This window comes from Methylovorus sp. SPW-M1, assembly GCF_053848825.1.
Genome location: NZ_CM132626.1, coordinates 2,124,797 through 2,148,335 on the forward strand (window position 1 = coordinate 2,124,797; position 23,539 = coordinate 2,148,335).

The 23,539-nt window shown below is 56.2% G+C and carries 22 protein-coding genes and 1 tRNA gene; 11 read left to right on the top strand and 12 right to left on the bottom strand.

The genetic code is table 11. The features are described 5' to 3' along the window. The first annotated feature begins 4 nt into the window (after nt 1–4). The 4 genes from ACWWD9_RS09975 to ACWWD9_RS09990 are packed head-to-tail and all read left to right on the top strand — an operon-like array spanning nt 5 to nt 3,228. Nucleotides 5–1,900 carry a secretin N-terminal domain-containing protein gene (locus ACWWD9_RS09975; protein WP_455868153.1) on the top strand — a complete coding sequence of 632 codons (1,896 nt, stop codon included), beginning with the start codon at nt 5–7 and terminating at the stop codon, nt 1,898–1,900. Between the two features lie 8 nt (nt 1,901–1,908). Then, nucleotides 1,909–2,382, top strand: a complete 474-nt coding sequence (locus ACWWD9_RS09980) for a prepilin-type N-terminal cleavage/methylation domain-containing protein (protein ID WP_041362580.1) — start codon at nt 1,909–1,911, stop codon at nt 2,380–2,382. Beyond that, on the top strand, nt 2,382–2,759 hold the full coding sequence (locus tag ACWWD9_RS09985) for a type II secretion system protein (protein WP_013441669.1): 378 nt from the start codon (nt 2,382–2,384) through the stop codon (nt 2,757–2,759). Before ACWWD9_RS09980 ends, ACWWD9_RS09985 begins: the two co-directional genes overlap by 1 nt. Next, entirely contained in the window at nt 2,734–3,228 is a 495-nt protein-coding gene (locus ACWWD9_RS09990; RefSeq protein WP_013441668.1) for a hypothetical protein, read from the top strand. The genes ACWWD9_RS09985 and ACWWD9_RS09990 overlap by 26 nt, the downstream gene beginning before the upstream one ends. 225 nt (nt 3,229–3,453) lie before the next feature. Here the strand turns inward: ACWWD9_RS09990 and ACWWD9_RS09995 are convergent, their stop codons facing one another. The 4 genes from ACWWD9_RS09995 to glyA all read right to left on the bottom strand — a co-directional run bounded on the left by ACWWD9_RS09995 (nt 3,454) and on the right by glyA (nt 7,275). Beyond that, entirely contained in the window at nt 3,454–4,221 is a 768-nt protein-coding gene (locus ACWWD9_RS09995) for a TatD family hydrolase (protein ID WP_455866940.1), read from the bottom strand. A 48-nt stretch (nt 4,222–4,269) separates the two neighbouring features. Beyond that, on the bottom strand, nt 4,270–5,376 hold the full coding sequence (ribD, locus tag ACWWD9_RS10000; protein WP_455866941.1) for a bifunctional diaminohydroxyphosphoribosylaminopyrimidine deaminase/5-amino-6-(5-phosphoribosylamino)uracil reductase RibD: 1,107 nt from the start codon (nt 5,374–5,376) through the stop codon (nt 4,270–4,272). A 4-nt stretch (nt 5,377–5,380) separates the two neighbouring features. Further along, on the bottom strand, nt 5,381–5,863 hold the full coding sequence (gene nrdR / locus ACWWD9_RS10005; protein WP_015829640.1) for a transcriptional regulator NrdR: 483 nt from the start codon (nt 5,861–5,863) through the stop codon (nt 5,381–5,383). Between the two features lie 164 nt (nt 5,864–6,027). Then, a complete protein-coding gene (glyA, locus tag ACWWD9_RS10010) occupies nt 6,028–7,275 on the bottom strand; it encodes a serine hydroxymethyltransferase (protein WP_159356024.1) in 1,248 nt (415 codons plus the stop codon). Between the two features lie 345 nt (nt 7,276–7,620). Between glyA and ACWWD9_RS10015 the strand changes: the two genes are divergently transcribed. From ACWWD9_RS10015 to iscX, 3 genes are read left to right on the top strand one after another with little or no spacing between them, the layout of a single operon-like run. Further along, complete coding sequence (locus ACWWD9_RS10015) at nt 7,621–9,144, top strand: fumarate hydratase (protein ID WP_455866942.1); 1,524 nt, start codon at nt 7,621–7,623, stop codon at nt 9,142–9,144. A gap of 15 nt (nt 9,145–9,159) precedes the next feature. After that, nucleotides 9,160–10,227, top strand: coding sequence for an NADH:flavin oxidoreductase/NADH oxidase (locus ACWWD9_RS10020; RefSeq protein WP_455866943.1), 1,068 nt, complete (start codon nt 9,160–9,162; stop codon nt 10,225–10,227). Nucleotides 10,228–10,254: 27 nt separating this feature from the next. After that, nucleotides 10,255–10,449 carry a Fe-S cluster assembly protein IscX gene (iscX, locus tag ACWWD9_RS10025; protein WP_013441661.1) on the top strand — a complete coding sequence of 65 codons (195 nt, stop codon included), beginning with the start codon at nt 10,255–10,257 and terminating at the stop codon, nt 10,447–10,449. A 91-nt stretch (nt 10,450–10,540) separates the two neighbouring features. On the opposite strand, the gene hemN is transcribed toward iscX, so the two are convergent. Beyond that, nucleotides 10,541–11,941, bottom strand: coding sequence for an oxygen-independent coproporphyrinogen III oxidase (hemN, locus tag ACWWD9_RS10030; protein WP_455866944.1), 1,401 nt, complete (start codon nt 11,939–11,941; stop codon nt 10,541–10,543). Nucleotides 11,942–12,077: 136 nt separating this feature from the next. Here hemN and ACWWD9_RS10035 point away from each other — a divergent pair, with 136 nt between their 5' ends. Then, complete coding sequence (locus ACWWD9_RS10035; protein WP_455866945.1) at nt 12,078–13,451, top strand: phosphomannomutase/phosphoglucomutase; 1,374 nt, start codon at nt 12,078–12,080, stop codon at nt 13,449–13,451. 12 nt (nt 13,452–13,463) lie between these two features. Continuing rightward, nucleotides 13,464–13,967 (top strand): retropepsin-like aspartic protease family protein, encoded by a 504-nt coding sequence (locus tag ACWWD9_RS10040; RefSeq protein WP_013441658.1) that lies wholly within the window; start codon nt 13,464–13,466, stop codon nt 13,965–13,967. 93 nt (nt 13,968–14,060) lie between these two features. Here the strand turns inward: ACWWD9_RS10040 and ACWWD9_RS10045 are convergent, their stop codons facing one another. Next, entirely contained in the window at nt 14,061–15,692 is a 1,632-nt protein-coding gene (locus ACWWD9_RS10045) for an alpha-D-glucose phosphate-specific phosphoglucomutase (protein ID WP_455866946.1), read from the bottom strand. A 90-nt stretch (nt 15,693–15,782) separates the two neighbouring features. Between ACWWD9_RS10045 and ACWWD9_RS10050 the strand changes: the two genes are divergently transcribed. Continuing rightward, nucleotides 15,783–15,858, top strand: a tRNA-Lys gene (locus ACWWD9_RS10050). 214 nt (nt 15,859–16,072) lie between these two features. Next, nucleotides 16,073–16,267: a heavy-metal-associated domain-containing protein gene (locus ACWWD9_RS10055; protein ID WP_455866947.1), complete on the top strand. Its 195-nt coding sequence runs from the start codon at nt 16,073–16,075 to the stop codon at nt 16,265–16,267. A 114-nt stretch (nt 16,268–16,381) separates the two neighbouring features. Here the strand turns inward: ACWWD9_RS10055 and cheZ are convergent, their stop codons facing one another. The 6 genes from cheZ to ACWWD9_RS10085 all read right to left on the bottom strand — a co-directional run bounded on the left by cheZ (nt 16,382) and on the right by ACWWD9_RS10085 (nt 23,241). Beyond that, nucleotides 16,382–17,047: a protein phosphatase CheZ gene (cheZ, locus tag ACWWD9_RS10060; RefSeq protein ID WP_013441655.1), complete on the bottom strand. Its 666-nt coding sequence runs from the start codon at nt 17,045–17,047 to the stop codon at nt 16,382–16,384. A gap of 1 nt (nt 17,048) precedes the next feature. After that, nucleotides 17,049–17,447, bottom strand: a complete 399-nt coding sequence (gene cheY / locus ACWWD9_RS10065) for a chemotaxis response regulator CheY (RefSeq protein ID WP_013441654.1) — start codon at nt 17,445–17,447, stop codon at nt 17,049–17,051. A 147-nt stretch (nt 17,448–17,594) separates the two neighbouring features. After that, the gene (locus tag ACWWD9_RS10070; RefSeq protein ID WP_013441653.1) at nt 17,595–18,671 is read right to left on the bottom strand and encodes a protein-glutamate methylesterase/protein-glutamine glutaminase; all 1,077 of its coding nucleotides are present in this window, start codon (nt 18,669–18,671) and stop codon (nt 17,595–17,597) included. A gap of 49 nt (nt 18,672–18,720) precedes the next feature. Next, the gene (gene cheD, locus ACWWD9_RS10075; RefSeq protein WP_455866948.1) at nt 18,721–19,326 is read right to left on the bottom strand and encodes a chemoreceptor glutamine deamidase CheD; all 606 of its coding nucleotides are present in this window, start codon (nt 19,324–19,326) and stop codon (nt 18,721–18,723) included. Between the two features lie 2 nt (nt 19,327–19,328). Further along, nucleotides 19,329–20,222 (bottom strand): CheR family methyltransferase, encoded by an 894-nt coding sequence (locus ACWWD9_RS10080; RefSeq protein ID WP_015829627.1) that lies wholly within the window; start codon nt 20,220–20,222, stop codon nt 19,329–19,331. Nucleotides 20,223–20,613: 391 nt separating this feature from the next. Next, nucleotides 20,614–23,241 (bottom strand): methyl-accepting chemotaxis protein, encoded by a 2,628-nt coding sequence (locus ACWWD9_RS10085; RefSeq protein ID WP_455866949.1) that lies wholly within the window; start codon nt 23,239–23,241, stop codon nt 20,614–20,616. Nucleotides 23,242–23,539 lie beyond the last annotated feature (298 nt).

Here is a 23,539-nt window from a genome sequence, read left to right on the forward strand (position 1 = left end):
ATTGATGCTGGGGCTGGCCGCCTGTTCCGCGCAGGAAAAAAAGGTGCAGCAAGGCAATGCCGAATTTCAGGAAGCCCGCAAGCTGGTAAATGCCGGAGATATTGAAGGCGGCATCGCCCGCCTGCGCGAGCTGCTCCGCACCTTCCCCGACAATCCGCAGTACCGCGCCTACCTGAAACAGCAACAGGACATGCAGCTGACCCTGCTGCTGAAAGAAGCCGACCAGAACAAGCAGCAAGGCCGCATGACAGAAGCCGAGGCAGGCTATTACCGCGTATTGGCCCTGGACAATCAGAACCAGCGTGCGCAGGAAGGCTTGCGCCAGCTCAACAATGCGGCCCGTCACGATGCCATGCTGCAGCGCGCGCAGGCTTTGCTCAAGGCTGGCGATAGCGAGGGCGCGCAGAACATCACCCGCGCCGTGCTGGCGGAAGAAAGCAACCATGTGGCGGCGCGGGCCATGTTTGAAGATATCGAACAGAAACGCATCGACAAGATTGCCAACCCGCCACTGATCAAGTCGGCGTTCAAGCAGCCCATCACCCTGGAGTTCAAGGATGTGCCGATCAAGTCGGTGTTCGAGTTTATTTCCAAGGCGGCGGGCATCAACTTTACCTACGACCACGACATGCCGAATGACCAGCGCACCAGCCTGTTCCTGCGCAATACGCCCATTGAAGACGCCATCGAAGTAATCCTTACCAGCAACCAGCTGGCCAAGAAGGTGCTAAATGACAATACGCTGATGATCTACCCCCTGAGCCGCAGCCAGGAATACCAGGAAATGTATGTGCGCAGCTTTTACCTCGGCAATACCGAGGCCAAAAAAGCCATGAACATGATCAAGACCGTGGTGAAAAGCAAGGATGTTTACATCGATGAAAAGCTGAACACGCTGGTCATGCGCGATACGCCCGAGGCGATCCGCACCGCCGAAAAGCTGATCATGTCGCAGGACATGGCAGAGCCGGAAGTAGTGCTGGAGGTGGAAGTGCTGGAGATCAACCGCCGCAGCCTGGAAGCCATCGGCATCCGTTACCCCAGCGCCGTGAGTGTGGGCGTGCAGGGTCGCGATACGGTGAATGGCACCACGACCTTGAGCCCAGGTGAGCTGACTGTGCGTGAGCTTAAAAACTTCAACTCGGACCTTGGGGTATTCAGCATCAGCGACCCGGTATTGGCGCTGAATCTCTTGCAGCAGGATACCGACACCAACCTGCTGGCCAATCCGCGCATCCGTGTCAAAAATCGTGAAAAAGCCAAGATTCACGTGGGTGACCGTATCCCGGTGCTGACCAGCATCGCCAACTCCACCGGCTTTGTGTCGCAGTCGGTCAGTTATATCGAGGTGGGCATCAAGCTGGATGTGGAGCCTACCGTGCTGCTGAATGACGAAGTTTCGATCAAGGTGGGCCTCGAGGTCAGCAACCAGACCGACAAGATCACCTCCAGCTCAGGCACCGTGACCTATACCATAGGCACGCGTAACGCCAATACCATGCTTCGCCTCAAAAACGGCGAAACACAGGTATTGGCGGGCCTGCTGCGCGATGACGAACAGAAGATTTCCAACAAGGTACCGGGGCTGGCCAACCTGCCGCTGATCGGCAAACTGTTCACCGACCGCAACACCGATCGCACCAAAAAGGAAATCGCCCTGCTGATCACACCCCGCATCATCAGCAACATTACTCCGGCAGATGCCATGTACACCGCCTTCCCGGCAGGCGTGGACCGCGGCACAAGCAAGACAGGACGGGCTGCACAAGATCTTGGCTCTCAGACGCAAGTCATCGTTACGCCACAAGTTCAGGACAGCCAAGCAGGCAATGCACGGGACGAAAAAGCCGCTGCCGTGATGCGGCCAATTGACCAGATCAGTGCTCCTCCTGCTCCTTGATCATGAAAATGCCACGTATGCGGGGTTTCACCCTGATTGAACTGCTAGTCACACTGGTATTGCTCGCCCTCATTCTCAGTTCGGCAGCGCCCATGGTGCAAATGACCATGAAGCGCAGCAAAGAACAGGAATTGCGACGGGCGCTGTGGCAGATTCGCGATGCACTGGATGCTTACAAGAAAGCCGGGGACGAAGGATTAATCAAGAAAAATCCTGAGCAGTCCGGTTATCCGCCGAATTTGCAGACCCTGGTGAAAGGCGTAGAAAACCAGCGCGACCCTAAAAAGCGCAAGCTCTACTTTCTGCGTAGCATCCCGCGAGACCCTTTTGCCCCGGCGAGCGAAACAGACCCTGAAGCGACTTGGGGCAAGCGCAGTTATGCCAGCTCATTTGATGAACCGCAGCCTGGCGACGATGTATATGACGTCTACTCGCTTTCACGTGACAAGGGGCTGGACAAACGGCCTTACCGGGAGTGGTGATGCATAAACGCAAGGGATTTACGCTTATTGAGGTGTTGGTCGTGCTGGCGATCATCGCCACACTGCTCAGTCTGGTAGCGCCCCGTTACTTCGATACGATCAGCCGCGCTCAGGAAACCTCGCTCAAGCATGATCTGATCACCATGCGGGAGGCGATCGACAAGTACTACGCCGACAACGCCGCATATCCAGAAACGCTGGAAGACTTGGTCCAGGGAAAATACTTGCGCAGCATCCCGGAAGACCCCATCACCAAAAGCACGCAAACCTGGACTGTCGTTTCCCCTGCGGACCCGGAAACAAAAGGCTTAATTTACGATATACACAGCGGCTCAACTGATATTGCGGAGGATGGCAGTGCCTATTCGGACTGGTAAGAAGACGCTGGCAGGCTATGCCTTGCTATGGTTGCTGGTGTTGCTTGTACTGATAGGATTAATGTTGAGTCAGGCTGCGTTGGTCTATTCGCAAGACGCTCAGCGGCAACGAGAAAAAGAATTGCTGAAAACAGGCGACAAGCTAAGAGAAGCCATCGAACAATATTATGATCAATCCCCTGGCCTGGTAAAACAACACCCTGCTTCGTTGAGTGCCTTGTTAAACGATACACGCTTCCCCAACACAAAACGCCATCTTCGCAAAATACCTCGTGACCCCATGACCGGTGCCGAGGATTGGGGGCTAGTGCTTGATCAGTTCAATAACATCATGGGTGTCTATAGTCTTGGGGTACAGCGCCCGATAAAACGCTACGGTTTTCCAACACGATACAAAGATTTTGAAAAAAAACAGACGTACAGTGAATGGGTGTTTGCACATTCCCTGGTACCGCTCACCGATCAGTAGGAGTAAGGTTCACCCGCACTCAACTATCCATCCACAATTTCTGTGGATAAAACTGTGAACAGCTGTGACTTAAAAATGTAACTATGGCTGCCGTAAGGGATTTTTTAAAACGCCTAAAAAATAGTCTTATAAATAACCATTTAAAATCAATGACTTATGTTATGTCATTGGATTGTTAAGGTTTTTCGCTTCAAGTTAATGTAGCACATGAGCTCATGTGCATAACTAGGCTATCGCAGGCAAGGCTTCCAGGGCATTTTTGCCTGTCGCAGCAATGACTTCTGCCAACGGCAGGCCACGCAAATCCGCCAGTACCTGAGCAATGGCAGGCAACTCGTGCGGGTTGTTACGGCCACGATGTCCCAGCCATTCGGGCGCAATATCGGGGGCATCGGTTTCCAGCACGATGGCTTCCAGCGGCAGTTTCCGGGCCAGCTCGCGAATATGCAGGGCGCGGTCATAGGTCATGGCGCCGCCAAAGCCGAGCTTGAAGCCCATCTCCATAAAGCGCTCTGCCTGTTGAAAACTGCCATTGAAGGCATGGGCAATGCCGCCCTTTACGCCTATGCGGCGCAAGTGCTTGAGGATCAGATCGCTGGATTTGCGCACATGCAGAATGACCGGCAGATCAAAGTCACGCGCCAGTTTGAGCTGCGCCACGAAAAAAGCCTGCTGGCGTTCGATATCCGGGTTGGGGATGAAGAGATCGAGGCCGATTTCGCCAATGGCCACGGGCAGGCGTTGCTCCAGCTGCTGTTTCAGCGCATCGATATCCTCTTCTTTGGCGCGGGGAATAAACAGCGGGTGTATGCCCAGCGCGTAGCGGCACCAGGGAAATTCGGCGGCTAATGCCTGCACGATGGTGAAATTTGCCGCCTCTACCGCCGGCACCACGATGCGCGCAACGCCAGCATCCTGCGCGCGCACGGCGATGTCTGCCCGGTCGTCATCGAACTCTGACGCATCAAGATGGCAATGGGTATCGACAAGCACGCGCGGCTTCTCCCGGGGTGAGGTGTCCGTGTAGCGGACCTTGGTGATTCAGGGTTGTGGCGGGTGCGGCGTTGCCAGCAAACGGATGTCGCGGCCTATCTGCCGCATATCGGTAATATCCAGATCAATGCGGGCCGCCATGCTTTGCAACATGGGCAGTCCAAACATGCCACGGGCATCGGCGCCCAGCAGCTTGGGGGCGTAATACAGAATCAGTTGATCAATCAGTCCGCCATGCAGCAAGGCCCCATTCAGCGTGGCGCCTGCTTCCACCATCACTTCATTGATGCCCCGGCTCGCCAGGAGTTCCAGCAGGCTATCGAGGCTGACGCGCGACTGATGGTCGGGCAAATGCATCAACTCTACTCCATGCTGGCACAGGGCCGCGATACGGTCCGCGCTGGCGCTGCCGTAGACGATGAGGGCATTACCGCCTTGGAGAATGCGCGCCTGCGGTGAAATCTGCAGATGACTATCCACAATCACGCGCAGCGGCTGGCGGCCTTGCAGCTCTCCGGCTTCATCCCGCACGCTGAGTTGCGGGTCATCGGCCAGCACGGTGCCTATGCCAGTCAGCATGACGCAGGATTGCGCGCGCCAGTGTTGCACGTCCTTGCGGGCCTCAGGGCCGGTAATCCATTGGCTGATGCCATTTTGCAAGGCGGTGGCGCCATCCAGGCTGGCGGCGATCTTGCTGCGCACAAAGGGACGGCGGCGCGTCATGCGCGAAATGAATCCGGCATTCAGGCTGCGCGCCTGCGCCTCCAGCAAACCGGACTGCACGGCAATGCCTTGCGCTTGCAGGCGCTGCAAACCGCTTCCGGCGACCTGGGGGTTAGGGTCTTGCATGGCGGCGACCACGCGCTTCACACCGGCCTTGATCAAGGCGTCAGCGCACGGCGGTGTACGTCCATGGTGGCTGCAGGGTTCAAGCGTGACATAGGCATCGGCGCCTTGCGCGAGATCGCCTGCCTGCCGCAGGGCATGTACTTCGGCATGCGGCTCGCCGGCTTTCAGATGCGCGCCTTCGCCGACAATCTGACCGTCCTTGACGATCACGCAGCCGACGCGGGGGTTGGGAGTGGTGGTGTAGAGGCCCTGCTCTGCCAGCCGCAGGGCTCGCGCCATCATCTGATGATCCAGCGCGCTGAACACGGGCTTATTCTCCGGCGGGGTCTGTCAGGCGACGGTGGGGCTTGTCCAGGTCGCGAATCACATCACTGAAATCGTCGACATCCTGGAAGCTGCGATACACCGAGGCGAAGCGCACATAGGCCACCTTGTCCATCAGGCGCAGCTCCTGCATCACGCTCTCGCCGAGATCGCGCGCCATGATTTCGCGCTCGCCTTTGGCCAGCAGCTTTTGCACGATGTGCTCGATGGCGCGGTCTACATATTCGGTAGGTACGGGGCGCTTGTGCAAGGCACGGGTAAAAGAAAGCCGCAGCTTGTCGCGATTGAATTCCTCGCGGTTGCCATTCTGCTTGACCACTTGCGGCAGATGCAGCTCGGCGGTTTCGTAGGTGGTAAAGCGCTTGTCGCAGGCCGCACAACGGCGACGGCGACGGATGGAGTTGCCTTCTTCATTCACCCGGGAATCAATGACCTGGGTGTCATCGGTACCGCAAAAAGGACACTTCATGAGAGTTGACCAGGCAGGTTAAACGCAAGGCGGTGAAAGGGATGAAACCCAGGCAGCAGAACTTCTGCCCATGAACGAGGTTTAGCCTCATCCATGGATATGGACCCGCCAGCCTGATGTTTCACATGTCCCCTTTCATGTGTCGCGATGGTGATGGGCGGGAATTAAGCGCCGTATACCGGGAAGCGGCTGGTCAAGGCGTGTACCTTGGCCTTGGTCGCAGCAATCACGGCTTCATCGGTCGGGTTGTCCAGCACATCGGCAATCAGGTTGGCCACCAGACGGGCTTCTTCTTCCTTGAAGCCGCGCGTGGTGATGGCTGGCGAACCGATACGTATGCCGGAGGTAACAAACGGGCTTTCCGGGTCATTCGGGATCGCGTTCTTGTTCACGGTGATGTGGGCCTGGCCGAGGTAAGCATCCGCCGCCTTGCCGGTCAGGTTCTTGGGACGCAGGTCCACCAGAAATACATGCGACTCAGTGCGGCCGGAGATAATGCGCAGACCGCGCTCTGCCAGGGTTTGCGCCATGATGCTGGCATTCTTGAGTACTTGTTCCTGATACGCCTTGAAATCTGGCTGCAATGCTTCGAGGAAAGCCGTGGCCTTGCCTGCGATCACGTGCATCAGCGGACCACCCTGCAAGGATGGGAACACATTCGAATTCAGAGACTTTTCAAACTCGGCCTTGGCGAGAATGATACCGCCACGTGGACCACGCAGTGTCTTGTGCGTAGTGGATGTCACGAAATCAGCATGGGGTACCGGGTTAGGGTAAACACCAGCGGCGATCAGGCCGGAGTAATGCGCCATATCGACCATGAAATAAGCGCCCACCTTTTTGGCGATCTCGGCCATGCGTGCCCAGTCAAAGCGCAGGGCATAGGCAGAAGCACCGCCAATCAGCAGCTTGGGCTTGCACTCGATGGCAATACGCTCCATCTCGTCGTAATCGATTTCTTCCTTGTCGTTCAGGCCGTAAGGCACGATGTTGAACAGCTTGCCGGACAGGTTGGCTGGGGAACCGTGAGTCAGGTGACCACCGTGGCCAAGGTTCATGCCCATGACGGTATCGCCTGGCTTGAGGATCGAGAAATACACAGCCTGGTTGGCCTGAGAGCCGGAATGCGGCTGCACGTTCGCATATTCAGCACCGAACAGCTTCTTCACACGGTCAATCGCCAGTTGCTCTACCTGGTCGACAAACTCACAGCCACCGTAAAAACGCTTGCCTGGATAACCTTCAGCATACTTGTTGGTCAGCTGAGAACCTTGCGCCTGCATGACAGCAGGGCTGGTGTAGTTTTCAGAGGCGATCAGTTCAATATGCTCATCCTGGCGCTGACGCTCGGCTTCAATATGCTGCCAAAGTTCAGGATCTGCGACGTTCAGGGTTTTTGCCGTGCTAAACATGTTCAATTTTCCAAGGGCTTAAAAAGTAAATAGGCAGAATTTTAACATGATCAGCCACTTAAAGAATGAATACGCTTCACTCATTGCGCAGTGCATCGTTGGTGGCTATATACAGCCATGTGGCTGATTACAACCACCAGGCAACCGAGCGCCAAACTCAAGCCATTGATTAAAAATCAAAAAATATCTGGCACGCGCCTTGCGATACAGCTAATGGCAATCTCCTGACGTATATCTCATAGGTCTCTTCACCCGCTGTGCATGGCTTAGGCCGCACAGCGGTCTTTTTTTGTGAGGTCCTTGTTGAGCGCTATAATGGCCGAGCATTTATCCCCGAGCGCTTCCATGACCACGATTCGCCAAGACGACTTCATACAGAGCATTTACCAATCCCTGCAATACATTGCCTGCTATCACTCACCTGATTTTTTGCAGGCATTGCATGAAGCATGGCAACGCGAACCCGCCCCCGCTGCACGCGATGCCATGGGGCAAATCCTCATCAACTCCTACCTGTGCGCGCAGGGGCAGCGCCCGCTATGCCAGGATACCGGCATCGTGGTGGCCTTTGTGCAGGTTGGCATGCAGGTGCAATGGGATGCGAAGCTGAGTCTGCAAGAGATGGTCAATGAAGGCGTGCGCCTGGCGTATGGCGATCCGGATAATCGCTTGCGCGCCTCCATCGTCTCTGACCCCGCAGGCAAGCGCCTGAACACACGGGATAACACGCCTGCCGTGGTACATGTGGAACTGGTGCCGGGCGACAAAGTCGAGATCAACATTTCCGCCAAGGGCGGCGGCTCGGAAAACAAGGCCAAGCTCGCCATGCTGGAGCCCTCGGACAATATCGTCGACTGGGTACTGCGCACGGTGCCGACCATGGGCGCCGGCTGGTGCCCACCGGGCGTGCTGGGCATAGGCATAGGCGGTACGGCAGAAAAAGCCGTCCTGCTGGCCAAGCAATCGCTGTTTGCGCCTATCGATATTCATGAACTGCGCGCACGCGGCCCGGCGGACCGCGCCGAAGAGCTGCGGCTGGAGCTTTACGAAAAAGTGAATCGCCTCGGCATAGGTGCCCAGGGGCTGGGCGGACTGACCACGGTACTGGATGTCAAAATCCTGCAAACCGCCACCCACGCCACCTCACTACCGGTCGCCATGATCCCCAACTGCGCGGCCACGCGTCATATTCATTTCACGCTCGATGGCAGCGGCCCGGCCATATTGCCCGTGCCACGCCTGCAAGACTGGCCGCAGATTGCACAGGAATCAGGCACGCCCATGCGCCAGGTGAATCTGGATACCCTGACCAAAGCTGACATCCTGCAATGGCAGCCGGGCGAGCAGTTGCTGCTGAGTGGCAAATTGCTGACCGGGCGCGATGCCGCGCATAAACGCATTGTCGATCTGCTGGCCTCCGGCCAGCCCTTGCCGGATGGCCTGGATTTTCATAATCGCTTCATTTATTACGTCGGCCCGGTAGACCCGGTGCGCGATGAAGTCATCGGCCCTGCTGGCCCGACCACCGCCACCCGCATGGATCGTTTCACCGACACCATGCTGGGCGAAGCCGGCTTGCTAGGCATGATAGGCAAAGCCGAACGCGGTGAAGCGACGGTAGATGCCATACGCCGTCATCAATCGGTGTACCTGATTGCCATCGGCGGTGCTGCTTATCTGATTTCGCAGGCCATCAAAGCCGCGCGCGTGGTGGCGTTTGCCGATCTGAGGATGGAAGCGGTGTATGAATTCACCGTGGAAAACATGCCGGTGACGGTAGCCGTAGATAGCCAGGGCCATTCGGTGCATGAAACCGGCCCGGCAGAATGGCGTCCAAAGATTGCCGACATCCCGATTTTTACTGCCTAGGAAGCGAGTCCCGTCATGGCCCATCTTTTTACTCCCATCACGCTGCGTGAGCTCACCATCCGCAACCGTATTTTTGTATCGCCCATGTGCCAGTATTCCGCCATTGAAGGCATGCCGAATGACTGGCATCTGGTGCATCTGGGCAGCTTTGCCCGCGGTGGTGCCGGGCTGGTGATGGTAGAAGCCACCGGCGTGCTGCCGGAAGGTCGTATTACGCCGCAGTGCCTGGGCTTGTGGAACGACACCCAGCGCGATGCCTTGCATCGCATCGTCGATTTCATTCATGGGCAAGGTGCCGCGGCCGCCATTCAACTGGCGCACGCCGGACGCAAGGCTTCGTCGACCCGTCCCTGGGAAGGCAGCACGGGCATACCTGTCGCGCAGGGTGGCTGGGAGACCGTCGCGCCATCCGCCATACCATTCAGCCCGCAGCATGCAACGCCGCAAGCGCTGGATAAAGCAGGCATCGCCCGGATTTCGGATGCGTTCATGGCAGCGGCTGAACGGGCGCTAGCCGCAGGCTTTGATGTGATTGAACTGCATTGCGCCCACGGCTATCTGCTGCATGAATTTTTGTCGCCGCTTGCCAATCAGCGTGACGATGAATACGGCGGCTCTCTGGAAAACCGTTGCCGCCTGCCACTGGAGATCGCGAAGCGCCTGCGCGACTTCTGGCCACAGGATAAACCTGTGTTCGTGCGCATTTCCGCCAGCGACTGGATAGAAGGCGGCTGGGATATCGCCCAGTCCGTGCAATTCGCACGCTGGCTCAAGGAGATCGGCATTGACCTGATTGACTGCTCCAGCGGCGGCCTGATTTACGATGCCGTGATTCCCACCGGGCCTGGCTATCAGACTGAATTTGCCAGCCGTATTCGCAATGAAGCCGGCATTGCCAGCGGTGCCGTCGGCATGATCACCACCTCGACCCAGGCGGAGCATATCCTTGCCACGCATCAGGCCGATGTGATTTTCATGGCGCGCACGCTGTTGAGCGATCCGCACTGGCCATTGCATGCCGCACGCGAATTACGGGCAGACCACCCATGGCCGCTGCAGTACGAGCGTGCCAAAAGTTTTTGATATTCACTCTTACGCAAGGAAACCCGCATGAAATGGACTGACAGCCTGCGCATCGCTGAAGCGCTGTATGACGCACACCCTGATATTGACCCCAAGACCATCCGTTTTACCGATCTGTATCAATGGGTGCTGGATCTGGAGGAGTTTGACGATGCGCCAGAAAAATGCGGTGAAAAGATACTGGAAGCGATCCAGTTGGCCTGGATAGAAGAGGCAGAATAAGCACCAGGCTCGGGTAACTGGGAGTAGCGGGTGACTAAGCCCCTGCTCCGGCCCAGGCTTCTTCATCTTGTTTCAGTATTAGCGCAATCCGTCAGATGCTATTGGAATACCGAGGCTGAAGCTGGATCGTCTGGCCGCTGTTTGCTGCTTTCGGCTCCTGCCTGCCATCAAACAGCATGGCGATATTGCGCAGAAACAAACGGCCGATTTCGGTCACGCGAAGTTCCTCGCCCTGCAATGCCAGCAAACCATCCTGCTGCATCTCCTCCATCTGAGGCAAAGCCGCAGCAAAATAGTCATCAAAATCGATATTCCATGCCGCTGAAAATGCGCGTTTATCCAGGCGTAACTCACACATTACCTGGGTAATGGCAGCGCGGCGCAGCTGGTCTTCCGGCGTCACATGCAAGCCACGTTCAATCGGCAGCCGCCCTGCCGTCACTGCATCCCGATACTCCGACAGCACCTTGGTATTTTGCGCATAGGCGTTTTCCGTTTGCGAAATGGCCGAGGCGCCCAAGGCCAGGATGTCACAATCCTTGTGCGTGGTGTAGCCCTGAAAGTTGCGATACAAGCTCCCCTGCTGCTGGGCACGTACCAGCTCATCCTCGGGTTTTGCGTAATGATCCATGCCAATGTGCACATAGCCCGCCGCCGTCAGGCGATCCAGCGTCATTCTTAGCAACTCCAGGCGCTGATCCAGCGTCGGCAATGCCGCTTCTGGTATCAGGCGTTGATGCTTTTTCATCCACGGCACATGCGCGTAATTGAAGACGGCCAGTCGATCCGGCGCCATGGCGATCACGGCATCCAGCGTGCGGGCAAAGCGCTCGGGGGTCTGGTGCGGCAGGCCAATGATGAGGTCAAAATTGATGCTGCTGATCCCGGCATCGCGTATCCACCCGTACACCTGCTCGATCAAGTCCTGCGACTGAATGCGGTTGATGGCCTCTTGCACCTGCGGATCGAGATCCTGCACGCCCAGGCTCAGGCGGTTAAACCCACAGGAGGCCAGTGCATCCACATGCGCACGCGTCAGTTCACGCGGATCCATTTCGCAGCCAATTTCGGCATCGTCTGCCATGTGGAAACGACGGGCAAATGCCTGATGCAGCTTCACCAGATCATCCGGTTTTAAATAAGTAGGTGTGCCGCCACCCCAGTGCATCTGCCGCACCAGGCGATCAGCTGAGGCAGTGTCTGCCACCAGCGCCATCTCTTGCAGCAATACCTCCAGGTAACGCTCGGCTTTGCTGTAATCGCGCGTGGCCACCATATTGCAGCCGCAGTAATAACAGAGCGTGTCGCAAAACGGGATATGCGCATACAGCGAGATATCGCGCCCGCTGTCACGGCTGACTTGCAGCTCATGCTGCCAGGCTGCGGCATCAAAGCCGGTATGAAAATGCAAGGCCGTGGGATACGAGGTGTAACGCGGCGCAGCCTTGCTGTATTTGTGCACAAGTGAGGTCGGGAATTCCATAATAACCATTATATATTTATGGTTAAAATTTTCCAGCCTTAATCCATCTGGACTATTGTCCCTGGTATTGCCCGATTTGAGCAAGCCGCGATATCGGAATCCCGTTTAGAATAGGAGCAATTCCATTCAGCAAAGGGCACGTCGCATGCTTGCACCAAAAGAGATTTTCAAGGCTTACGATATCCGCGGTATTGTCGGTAAAACATTGACTCCCGAGATTGTCGAACAAATCGGCAAGGCAATCGGTAGCGAAGCTGCCAAACTGCAGCAGAAAGCCATTTGCATAGGCTACGATGGCCGCCTCTCCGGCCCCGAGCTGGCGGAAGCCCTGGCACGCGGCATTCTCAGCACGGGAGTGGATGTCATACGCCTGGGCCTGGTGGCAACGCCTATGGTGTATTTTGCTGCGCATCAGCTCAAGACCGGCTGTGGCGTCATGGTGACGGGCAGCCACAATCCGCCTGACTACAACGGCCTGAAGATGGTGATCGCCGAGGAAACCCTTTCTGGCGAGAGCATCCAGCGTTTGCGCACCCGCATTGAGCAACAGGACTTTGCCAGCGGCCGTGGCAAGGCCAGTGATTACGACATTGCCGATGACTACATCAATCGCATTGCCTCTGACATCAAGCTGAGCCGCCCCATGCGCATTGCCGTCGATTGCGGCAATGGTGTGCCTGGCGCCTATGCGGGCAAGCTCTACCGCGCCCTCGGTTGCGAGGTGGAAGAGCTGTTCTGCGAGGTCGATGGTCACTTCCCCAACCATCACCCTGATCCTTCCGTGCCGGAAAACCTGCTGGACCTGATTGCCGCGCTGGGTAAAGGCAGTTCCGAAATCGGCCTGGCATTCGATGGCGATGGTGACCGCCTGGGCGTGGTCACCAAAGATGGCAAGATCATCTACCCCGACCGTCAGCTGCTGCTGTTTGCAGAAGATGTCCTGCAGCGCGAGCCTGGCGCCACCATCATTTACGACGTGAAATCCTCACGCAACCTCGCGCCCTGGATCAAGGCACGCGGTGGTTTGCCACTGATGTGGAAAACCGGCCACTCGCTGGTGAAGGCAAAAATGAAAGAAACCGGCTCGGCCCTGGCGGGCGAAATGAGCGGCCATGTATTCTTCAAGGAACGCTGGTTCGGTTTTGATGATGGCCTCTACAGCGGCGCGCGCCTGCTGGAAATCCTCAGCCGCTCGTCCGACCCATCCGCGCTGCTGAATGCATTGCCAGACAGCGTCAGCACACCTGAGCAACACATACACATGAATGAAGGCGAGCCGCATGCGCTGATCACCAGCCTGCAAAAGACCGCTGAATTTGCTGGCGCCACCGAAGTCATCACCATTGATGGTCTGCGCGTGGAATACCCGGACGGCTTTGGCCTGATGCGCCCATCCAACACCACCCCGGTGATCGTGTTGCGCTTTGAAGCGGATGATGAAGCCGCACTGCGCCGTATTCAGGAAGCCTTCCGCAGTGTGATTCTGGCGGCAGCGCCGCACGTACATCTGCCTTTCTAAACAGGTGATCCATTGAGTAAAACGGCATGGCTGGCGGTGCTAGCTTGGTTGCTGGCGGCTGGCGGCATCTACTATGTGGTGGATGCCCGCATGAACCCCAACCGCAACCCAAGCAGCCAGGGCGGCGAAGTAACACTGCAGCGCGGCATGGATGGGCATTACCGGGCCACCGCGCTGATCAATGGCGAAAAAGTGGAAGTGCTGGTAGATACAGGCGCGACGGGAGTGGCGATCTCAAGCCAGACTGCCGAGCGCCTGGGACTGAGTAGCCATGTGGCAGCGCGCACCAGCACGGCCAATGGGGACGCCGTGGCCTATATCACGCGCCTTCGCAGCGTCAAGATCGGTGATGTGGAAGCCCAGGATGTCGCCGCCATGATCACGCCAGGCCTGCAAGGCGAAGCCCTGCTCGGCATGTCATTTCTGGGGCGCATGGATGTGCGGCTGTTTCGTGGCAGCATGACCATCAAACAAGGCGATGAACCGGTCCCTGCTGCTAAAGGCGGCGATTTCTGAGCACTGGCATTCCTGCCAGCCTCCATTTCACCCATTCAAAGTGCGCGGATGTGAGCTATGCCCATACAGGCACAGGGCACATCCGCGTTTGCATCAGGTAATCACGGTAGGCGTATCGCGGCCGGTGCGGGTGGCGAGCTCCGAGATGGTCAGGGCAATCTTGATCATGTCCCCAAGCGCATCCTGTGCATCCAGGTCATGCTTGGTGCTATCGGGTTCGTAGGCTTCCAGATAGATGCGCAGGGTTGCGCCTTCGGTGCCGGTGCCGGAAAGCCGGAACACGATGCGCGAACCATCTTCAAACAGGATACGCACGCCTTGCTTGGTGCTCAGGCTGCCATCAATCGGATCGGTATAGCTGAAGTCGTCGCAGCTGGCGATGGTATAGCGACCAAAGCTCTTGCCAGGCAGGCTTGCAAAGCTGTCGCGCAGCAGCGTCATGACGCCTTGTGCCGCTTCGGTTGGCAGGTTTTCATAGTCGTGGCGCGAATACACATTGCGGCCAAACTGGCGCCAATGCCGCTTGACCAGAGTTGCCACCGGCTGGCGCTTGATGGCCAGAATATTGAGCCAGAACAGCACGGCCCACAAACCATCTTTTTCACGCACATGGTCAGAGCCGGTGCCGAAGCTTTCTTCGCCGCACAGCGTCACCTTGCCAGCATCCATCAGGTTGCCAAAAAACTTCCAGCCCGTGGGTGTCTCATAGCAGGGAATTCCAAGCTCCTCGGCCACGCGGTCCACCGCCGCACTGGTAGGCATGGAGCGCGCCACCCCTGCAATGCCAGCCGCATAAGCCGGAATCAAACGCGCATTGGCGGCCATCAAGGCAAGGCTGTCTGAGGGCGTCACAAAGAAATGATCGCCCAATATCATGTTGCGATCACCGTCGCCATCCGAAGCAGCACCGAATTCAGGCGCATTGTCGCCATACATGATCTCGACCAGTTCGTGCGCATAGGTCAGATTGGGGTCGGGGTGGCCTTGGCCAAAGTCCTCCAAGGGCACGGCATTCATCACGCTATCTTCGCTGGCGCCCAGACGCTTGACCAGAATCTCGCGTGCATAAGGGCCTGTTACCGCATGCATGGCATCAAACTTGAGCCGGAAGCCGCTCGTGAGCAGGCTGCGAATGGCAGGAAAATCAAACAGGGACTCCATCAGCTCGGCATAATCCGCCACCGCATCGATCACCTGCACCACCATATTGCCCAGCTGGCTTTCGCCTATCACATCCAGCGCCACATCGGCGGCATCCACAATGCGGTATTCGTTGATGACCTTGCTGCGGGCGTAAATGGCTTCGGTCACGGTTTCCGTCGCCGGACCGCCATTTTCCATGTTGTATTTGATGCCAAAATCGCCATCTGGCCCACCAGGGTTATGGCTGGCAGACAGGATAATGCCGCCAAAGGTCTTGTATTTGCGTATCACGCATGAGGCGGCGGGCGTGGACAAGATACCGCCCTGCCCGACCAGCACCCGGCCAAAGCCATTGGCCGCCGCCATTTTGAGGATGATCTGAATTGCCTGACGATTGTAGTAACGGCCATCGCCGCCCAGCACCAGCGTCGCGCCGGGAGCTGCCTGTATGGTATCGAAAATGCTCTGCACAAAATTCTGCAGGTAGTGCACCTGCTGAAATGCAGGCACGCGTTTACGCAGGCCGGAAGTCCCTGGCTTCTGGTCCTGATAGGGTTGGCTGGCAACAACTTGTACTGTCATGAATACTCTTCCTGATTTTGGTGACTTAAGGTTGACAGAGGTCACGTTTATATTGATAATTCGCCTTCTTCGCGATTTTGAAGTCGCAAAGGGAGATTAGCTCAGCTGGTAGAGCAGCGGACTCTTAATCCGTTTGTCCGGGGTTCGATCCCCCGATCTCCCACCAAAAACAAAGGCTTGTGCTCTGCACAGGCCTTTTTTATTTGCCTGGTTTGCTGCACATTCACGGGCAACTCTGCCCGGCTATCATCAGCCGCCACACCGAATTCCGGCATGACGTTCAGCAAAAGCAAAACCTTTATCGGCAACGCCAGTCTCATATGACAACAGCATCATCAGTATAATCGGTTTTTCAGAAAATCAGGTCAGGAGCAAAGCGCATGGAGACATTCAAGGTAGAAGGCATGGTATGCGGCGGCTGCGTTAATGCCGTTACCCGGGCGATTCAGAACGAGGATGCTGCAGCCAAAGTGGAAGTGGATCTTGCCAGCGGCAAGCTGAGCACTGAAAGCACACTCAGCAAGCAACAGCTGGCCAGCATTATTGAAGAGGCAGGCTACACGGTGGTGGGATAAGCGGCAAAACACCCGCTGGCTGATCCTGATACATGTGATCAGCCAGTCAACTCTATTCTGCCCCATAAAAAAAGCCGACGTTTTCGTCGGCTTTTTTCATTCGTACTGCGCGGTTCAGAACCCCAGGCTATCGAGCAGATCATCCACCTGTGCCTGACTCGCCACCACATCTACCGCATTCGGGTCGATCTGTGGGCCATTCAGCAGGCCGGTATCGGCCTCTTTCTTGGGCGTATTGATATGGCCGGGCGAGAAGTCGATCAGCACTTGTACTAGCTGCTGTTCCAGATCCTGCGCCAGCGTGGTGATCTTCTTGATCACCTGACCGGTAAGATCCTGAAAATCCTGCGCCATCATGATTTCCATCAAGAGATCCTTGGTCTCAGAGGTGTTCTTCACAGTCTGATCCAGGAAAGCCATGGTATCGGTCGCAATCGCATCGTATTGGCTCTTGAGCGCGGGGGTGGCCAGCAAGGCATCCCAACGCTTCTGCAGATCGGCAGCCTGGGTGGACAAGGCATTTTGCAGAGGTGTGGCGACATCGGTGGCATTCAGCACGCGCTCGGCCGCTTGCTCGGTCATCTTGGCCACATAATTCAGGCGTTCGCGCGCATCGGGGATTTCTGAGGCGGCTTTTTCCAGAATTTTGTCAAAGCCCAGGCCGGAGAGATTGTCATGCAGGGCGCGTGTGACATGGCCGATACGGTTGAGGATTTCGTCGTTGGTATTCACTGGAGCTGCCGACGAGCTGTTGTCTTCAGAAGTAAGAGGCTCACTCATGTTATGCCCCTGACTTTTCCAGTTTTTCAAAGATTTTCGCGAGCTTCTCATCCAGCGTGGCGGCGGTGAAGGGCTTCACCACGTAACCATTGGCGCCAGCCTGGGCAGCGGCGATGATGTTTTCCTTCTTGGCTTCTGCGGTCACCATCAGCACGGGCAGCGATGACAAGGTGGGGTCGGCGCGGATTTCCTTCAGCATGGTCAGGCCATCCATATTTGGCATGTTCCAGTCGGACACGACAAACTCAAAATTGCCGCCACGCAGCTTGCTGAGGGCCATGACGCCATCTTCGGCTTCATCGACATTGGTATAGCCCAGCTCCTTGAGCAGGTTGCGCACAATTCGGCGCATGGTTGAAAAGTCATCAACCACGAGAAATTTGGTATTTGGATTAGCCATCTAAAACTCCATAGTTATGTGCTGCCATGATCCAATCAGGCTGATCCGTGATGTTAGCGAATTGAATCATGTTACCGAGCATTGATTAAGGTCTTACCTTGTTTATCGTCCAAAACCGGGCAAGCTTTAATCAGCATCTTAGCAAAATTACACACGCAGCGACTGCGAGCTGTTGGCCATCAGGTACGCCAGCACGCGGGAAGGCATGTCGCGCAGATGCAATTCTTCATCCACACCGCCATGCGCCACCGCTTCGCGCGGCATGCCATAGACCACGCAGCTCTCTTCGTTCTGCGCAAAATTGTAGGCACCCGCCTCTTTCATGGCGCGCATGCCGAGGGCGCCATCCTTGCCCATGCCTGTAAGTATCACACCGATGGCATTCTTGCCAGCCTGGGCGGCTGCCGAGTCAAACAGCACATCTACCGATGGCTTGTGTCGGCTCACCGGCGCAGCATCGCTCAATTCGGTTACATAGTTGGCGCCGCTACGTGCCAGCAGCAAATGCTTGTCGCCAGGTGCGATAAAGGCATGCCCCGGCAAAATACGCTCGCCACCCTGCGCTTCGGCCACGGAAATCTGGCACAAGGAGTCCAGGCGATTGGCGAATGAACGGGTAAAGCCAGCTGGCATGTGCTGGGTGATCAGGATACCGGGACAGTCAGGCGGCATTTCCATCAGGAAAGACTTGATCGCCTCGGTACCACCGGTCGAGGCGCCAATAATGATCAGTTTTTCACTACTGATCAGCGGGTTGCGCAGCGAAGCATTCTGTTGCGGTGCGCCTGGAGTTGGCGCGGTGCTGCGTGGCGCCAGGGTTGAGATACGGGCTTGCTTGGCAGCGCGGATCTTGTCTGCAATAAGATCAGCGTATTCACGGATGCCGTCACTGATGGCGAGCTTGGGCTTGGTAACAAAATCAATGGCGCCAAGCTCCAGCGCGCGCATGGTGATTTCCGAGCCACGCTCGGTCAGGGTGGAGACCATGACTACCGGCATGGGGCGGAGGCGCATCAGGCGTTCCAGAAAATCCAGCCCGTCCATCTTCGGCATTTCCACATCCAGCGTCAGTACGTCGGGATTGGTTTGCTTGATCAAATCACGCGCGATCAACGGGTCCGGCGCGGTGGCGACCACTTCCATGTCGGGCTGACTGTTAATGATCTCCGTCAACAGGCTGCGTATCAAGGCGGAGTCATCTATCACCAATACTTTGATCTTCATTCTGCTTAATCTCTTCCCTAAATTTTTTTTGTTATGTGTTGATTAATCGTTAAAACAGCTCAACCTCACCACCCACACTGTCCGTCTTGAGGCGGCTTGCGTATGTTTCTTCGCGCTTGATAAGCGTGTAATTGTTCAGCTGCTTGAGCTTCTTGACCAGTACTTTACCCGTTTTCGGGAAAAAGTAGACCTTGCGCGGATAGATATCATTGAGGTCTTCACCGGTGACCTTGATGTTTTCATCCTTGAGGAACTGGCGCACAAACAGCGCATTGCGCTCACCCACGTTCATGGAAGTAAAACTGCGCAGTACGTTGCCGCCGCCAAAAATCTTGGCTTCGAGGTTTTCGCGGCGCGCACCATTGCGCAACAGCTGGTTGATCAGCACTTCCATGGCATAGGCACCATAGCGCATGGATTCAGAAGCAGGGTTGTCTTTATCGGCACTCCCGCCATCAGGCAGCATGAAGTGGTTCATGCCGCCTATGCCGGAGACGGTATCGCGTATACAGGCCGATACACAGGAGCCCAGCACGGTGACAATCACCATGTCCTTGTCGGTGTAGTAATACTCGCCGGGCGATATCTTGGCGGCATCGCAATCAAAGGTGCGATCGTAGTAAAGCGAGGTCGAGATTTCTTCATTCACCAGCATGGTTAGACGGTCTCCCTTGCCAGTCGGCTCATGGCAGACTCCGTCGCCGCACCTGCAGTGGCAGGATTCAGCTCGTAGACGGTTTTCCCACGCAGCTTGATGTCGTGCGACACGTACAGGAAGTTTTCAGAATGGCCGGCAAACAGCAAGGCATGCGGCTTCATCAATGGCACAAACTTGCTGATGATCTTGGCCTGGGTCGGCTTGTCGAAGTAAATCATGACATTGCGACAGAAAATCGCATCAAACGGCTCTTTCAACGGCCATTCATCGGCCAGCAGATTCACTTGCTGGAAGGTAATCAGATCACGCAGCTCATTGCGCACGCGCACCAGCCCCTCCTGTGCGCCCTTGCCGCGCAGGAAGAACGCCTTGCAGCGCTCGGGAGACATCTTGCTGATGCGATCTTCCGGATAGACACCACGCGCGGCTGTTGCCAGCACATTGGTATCAATATCCGAAGCAATAATGGAGACGGGCGGATGCAGGGTGCCAAACGCTTCGCAAGCGGTCATGGCTATCGAATAAGGCTCTTCGCCAGTCGAGCTGGCAGAGCACCAGATGGTAATCGGTTTTTTGAGATTGGCCAGATGCTCGGCCAGCACGGGGAAATGGTGCTCCTCGCGAAAGAACGAGGTCAGATTGGTGGTCAGCGCGTTGGTAAAGGCTTCCCACTCATCCGGGTTGGCATTGCTTTCCAGTGCATCCAGATAATACTTGAACGAATTCATGCCGAGAGCACGCAATCGGCGGCCGATACGGCTATACACCATGTCGACTTTGGCTTCGGATAATGAGATGCCGGCACGGGCATAAATCAGCTTGCGTACCTTTTCAAAGTCCTGTTGCGTAAACTCGAACTCGCGCTCACCACCATGGCTGGATTTCGTTACCATAATTAACCTTGTTTTCTTTTCAACCCATCAAGCGCTTGCCACCAGGTCAGCATGGTCTGATCGACCTCCAACCCGCTGGCAACTTCGCAAACAGCATCGCATGAATATGCACGACAGGAAATCAGACACTGCCGCAAATTGCGCCCCTGGGCCCCAATGGCTCATCGTGAACAGGACAGGTGAAAAATCGCACGTAGCATAGACCAGCAACGCTGCCATCGTATGGCGACCTTGCCGATTCAAGAACAGGATAATGCATGGCTTTCTCCACCTGGTACCGGGTAATGTCCTGGTTGGCATTACCTCTCGTTTATTGCACTGACAGTGCCTGACAGGCAGGCCAGGACACCAGCGCCCTGTCCCAGCCTGTCAGCGTATTGCGTTTACAGCGTTAAAACTCTTCCCACTCGTCATCCGTACCGGTTTTGGCCGGTGCTTGCAGCTTGGGTTGCGGTGCAGGCACGGGGCGACCAGACGGTGCGGAGGCAATGGCGGGCCGGCGGGTAGGCGCGGCGACGGCAGGCGCAGCCTGACCATCCAGCACGAATACACTCACCGAATTCAACAGGCCGTTGGCTTGTTCCATCAGCGATTCTGCTGCCGCAGCAGCTTCTTCCACCAGCGCGGTGTTCTGCTGCGTCACGTCGTCCATCTTGATCACGGCGTCGTTCACCTGGGCAATACCAGCGCTCTGCTCTTGCGAGGCGGCGGCAATTTCGCCAATGATGTCCGATACGCGTTTGACCGATTGCACCACTTCTTCCATGGTCTTGCCGGCGTTTTCCACCAGGGTGGTGCCTTCGGTGGTCTTGCTGACCGAGTCGTTGATCAGTTCCTTGATTTCCTTGGCAGCTGCCGCAGAGCGTTGCGCCAGGTTGCGCACTTCGCCGGCGACCACGGCAAAGCCACGGCCTTGCTCACCGGCACGGGCGGCTTCTACCGCAGCGTTCAGCGCCAGGATGTTGGTCTGGAAGGCAATGCCGTCAATCACCGAGATGATGTCTTCGATCTTGCGGGCGCTGTCGTTGATGGCGCTCATGGTAGACACCACATCGGCGACCACTTCGCCACCCTTTACAGCCACACCGGATGCCGCAGAAGCGAGCTGGTTGGCTTGCTTGGCGTTGTCGGCGTTCTGCTTCACGGTGGAAGCCAACTGCTCCATGCTGGCAGCGGTTTTTTCCAGCGACGATGCCTGGTCTTCCGTACGGCGGCTCAGGTCGGAGTTGCCCTGCGCAATTTCCTTCGCGGCGGTGTTGATCGCATCTGCCGCTTCTTTTACCGTGCTGATCGGGCCTACGATCATTTCCAGCGTTTCGTTCACGCCATCGACAATCTTGCGGAAGTCACCAGGATGGCGGCTGGCATCGGCACGTACCGATACGCGACCTTCATTGGCGGCACGCACCAGCATCTGTACGTCTTCATTCAGTGCCTTGAGGTTTTTGCGCACTTGCTCAACAGTTTCGTTGATATACGCCTTCTTGCCAGGGAACTGCTCCAGTTCGGCATTGAAGTTACCTTCACCAAAGGCTTTGACACAGGCCATGGCTTTTTCCATCAGCTGGATATGGCCACCCACCATGATATTGACGTTCTCGGCTACCTTGCTGAAGTCACCCTTGAACAGGTGCGCATGCAGCGTCATGTCGATATTGCCCTGCTCATGCTCGTTGCTGACCCACTTGATCGAGTCAATCAGGCCTTGCAGGTTGCCACGGACTTTTTCCAGGCTCTTGTTGATGGAAGCCTTCTTGCCGGGGAATGGATCGACCTTGATAGTGAAGTCACCGTTACCAATGGCGGTCACGAAGCTCACAATCTTGTTTTTCTCTTCAATATGGTCGCCGACCATGCTGTTCACACCGGCGGCAACTTCGGCATAGGAGCCACTGTATTTGCTGATATCCATCACCACATCGTCCTCGCCCTCACGGTGCTGGGTCGACATGTAATGCATATCGGAGATCAGGGTCTGGATGTTCTGGCGCAGACCTTCCACGCCCTTGTTGATAAAGGCCAGGTCACCTGGCAGGGTTTGCAGGGTCTTGGTGAAATCGCCCTGGGAGAACGCGGTAATGCATGACATGGATTTATTCAGCACGTCCGCATAATTGCCCACCATGTGGTTGATCTTGTCCGCCAGGGTGTTGAATTCGCCATTGAAGCGGCTGCTGACGATGGTCGCGCGCATATTGCCGGCTTCATGCTGATCGGCCAGGCTTTCCAGATCCTTGAGCAGGGTGATGATGGTGTCGGTCATCTGCTTCATGGAATACATCAGGCTGGTTTTATCATCATTGGCGAGCTTGATCGCCACATGCAAATCGCCAGCCGCAATACGCTTGGCCACCTGCGCAGCCAGGGCGGGCTCGCCACCGAGCTGACGCATAAGCGTGCGGATAATCATGAAACCAATCACAGCGACCAGGGCCAGAGCCACGATGGCGATAATGATCATGAACTCGGTTGCACTGGCTTTGATGGCAGCCGCTTTTTCAGCGCTCTGGGCACCCAACTCAACGTTGTGCTGGCGGTGGTCAGCGATCGCCTTTTGCAACTTGAGGATGGTGGTCTCGCCTGCCAGCAAGGCATCCCGCGCTTCATCATGTTTGTTGGCGAGAGAAAGCGTCAGCACATTGCCAGCCAAAGTATCGTAATCCGCGAGCAACAGGCGATCCACCTGCAGCAAACGCTTGTCCTCATCATCGGAGATATGATTGTCTTCGTATTTTTTCAGGGTATCGGTCAGACGTACGTGGGCGGCAGCAACCTTGGTCTCAATCTCGGCCTTCTTGGCATTGTCCTGGTTGGTCATGTGCTGCCATACCAGGGTATTCAGCTCTTCAAACTCGCTGAGCGCTTCATCGAGCCTGGCAATGCTGGGCATGGAATCCACATTGGAAAAGTTGGTGATGTCATAGACCCGATTAATCTGGTGATAGGCCAACCCGGCCAAGGACACCAGCCCCAGAATGGCAACCGCCATCAAAAGATACATACGCTTAGCGACAGTCATTTCTTTTCTCCGACTTCATTTTTATGTTGTTTCATGCCTTGGCATTGATCCGGTGCAGCGCTCGACAAACCGAGCTACAAGCTTCTACATCTCTTACGTGTAAATTCCGCAGAACTTGAATCTTTAACGCATTTTTTTCAGTGCATCGCGCCTGTCCTGTGCAGGGTTTTACCCCATTGCCAGACTATAGCGGCTTGCAGTATCCGGTCATCGCATGAACAAGCGCGTATTTACAGCTTATTTATGCCATGCAGGCCATGTGGCCACTGTCCTGTCTGGGCAATATGCTCCAGGTACT

Coding starts and splice junctions, on each gene's coding strand:
- nrdR (WP_015829640.1), bottom strand. CDS start 5,863: ATGAAGTGTCCTTTTTGCGGTACCGATGACACCCAGGTCATTGATTCC.
- ACWWD9_RS10015 (WP_455866942.1), top strand. CDS start 7,621: ATGACCACGATTCGCCAAGACGACTTCATACAGAGCATTTACCAATCC.
- iscX (WP_013441661.1), top strand. CDS start 10,255: ATGAAATGGACTGACAGCCTGCGCATCGCTGAAGCGCTGTATGACGCA.
- ACWWD9_RS10055 (WP_455866947.1), top strand. CDS start 16,073: ATGGAGACATTCAAGGTAGAAGGCATGGTATGCGGCGGCTGCGTTAAT.
- ACWWD9_RS09975 (WP_455868153.1), top strand. CDS start 5: ATGCTGGGGCTGGCCGCCTGTTCCGCGCAGGAAAAAAAGGTGCAGCAA.
- ACWWD9_RS10085 (WP_455866949.1), bottom strand. CDS start 23,241: ATGACTGTCGCTAAGCGTATGTATCTTTTGATGGCGGTTGCCATTCTG.
- ACWWD9_RS10070 (WP_013441653.1), bottom strand. CDS start 18,671: ATGAAGATCAAAGTATTGGTGATAGATGACTCCGCCTTGATACGCAGC.
- ACWWD9_RS09985 (WP_013441669.1), top strand. CDS start 2,382: ATGCATAAACGCAAGGGATTTACGCTTATTGAGGTGTTGGTCGTGCTG.
- ACWWD9_RS10035 (WP_455866945.1), top strand. CDS start 12,078: ATGCTTGCACCAAAAGAGATTTTCAAGGCTTACGATATCCGCGGTATT.
- hemN (WP_455866944.1), bottom strand. CDS start 11,941: ATGGTTATTATGGAATTCCCGACCTCACTTGTGCACAAATACAGCAAG.
- cheD (WP_455866948.1), bottom strand. CDS start 19,326: ATGCTGGTGAATGAAGAAATCTCGACCTCGCTTTACTACGATCGCACC.
- ACWWD9_RS09980 (WP_041362580.1), top strand. CDS start 1,909: ATGCCACGTATGCGGGGTTTCACCCTGATTGAACTGCTAGTCACACTG.
- glyA (WP_159356024.1), bottom strand. CDS start 7,275: ATGTTTAGCACGGCAAAAACCCTGAACGTCGCAGATCCTGAACTTTGG.
- ACWWD9_RS10045 (WP_455866946.1), bottom strand. CDS start 15,692: ATGACAGTACAAGTTGTTGCCAGCCAACCCTATCAGGACCAGAAGCCA.
- cheZ (WP_013441655.1), bottom strand. CDS start 17,047: ATGAGTGAGCCTCTTACTTCTGAAGACAACAGCTCGTCGGCAGCTCCA.
- ACWWD9_RS09990 (WP_013441668.1), top strand. CDS start 2,734: ATGGCAGTGCCTATTCGGACTGGTAAGAAGACGCTGGCAGGCTATGCC.
- cheY (WP_013441654.1), bottom strand. CDS start 17,447: ATGGCTAATCCAAATACCAAATTTCTCGTGGTTGATGACTTTTCAACC.
- ACWWD9_RS10020 (WP_455866943.1), top strand. CDS start 9,160: ATGGCCCATCTTTTTACTCCCATCACGCTGCGTGAGCTCACCATCCGC.
- ACWWD9_RS10080 (WP_015829627.1), bottom strand. CDS start 20,222: ATGGTAACGAAATCCAGCCATGGTGGTGAGCGCGAGTTCGAGTTTACG.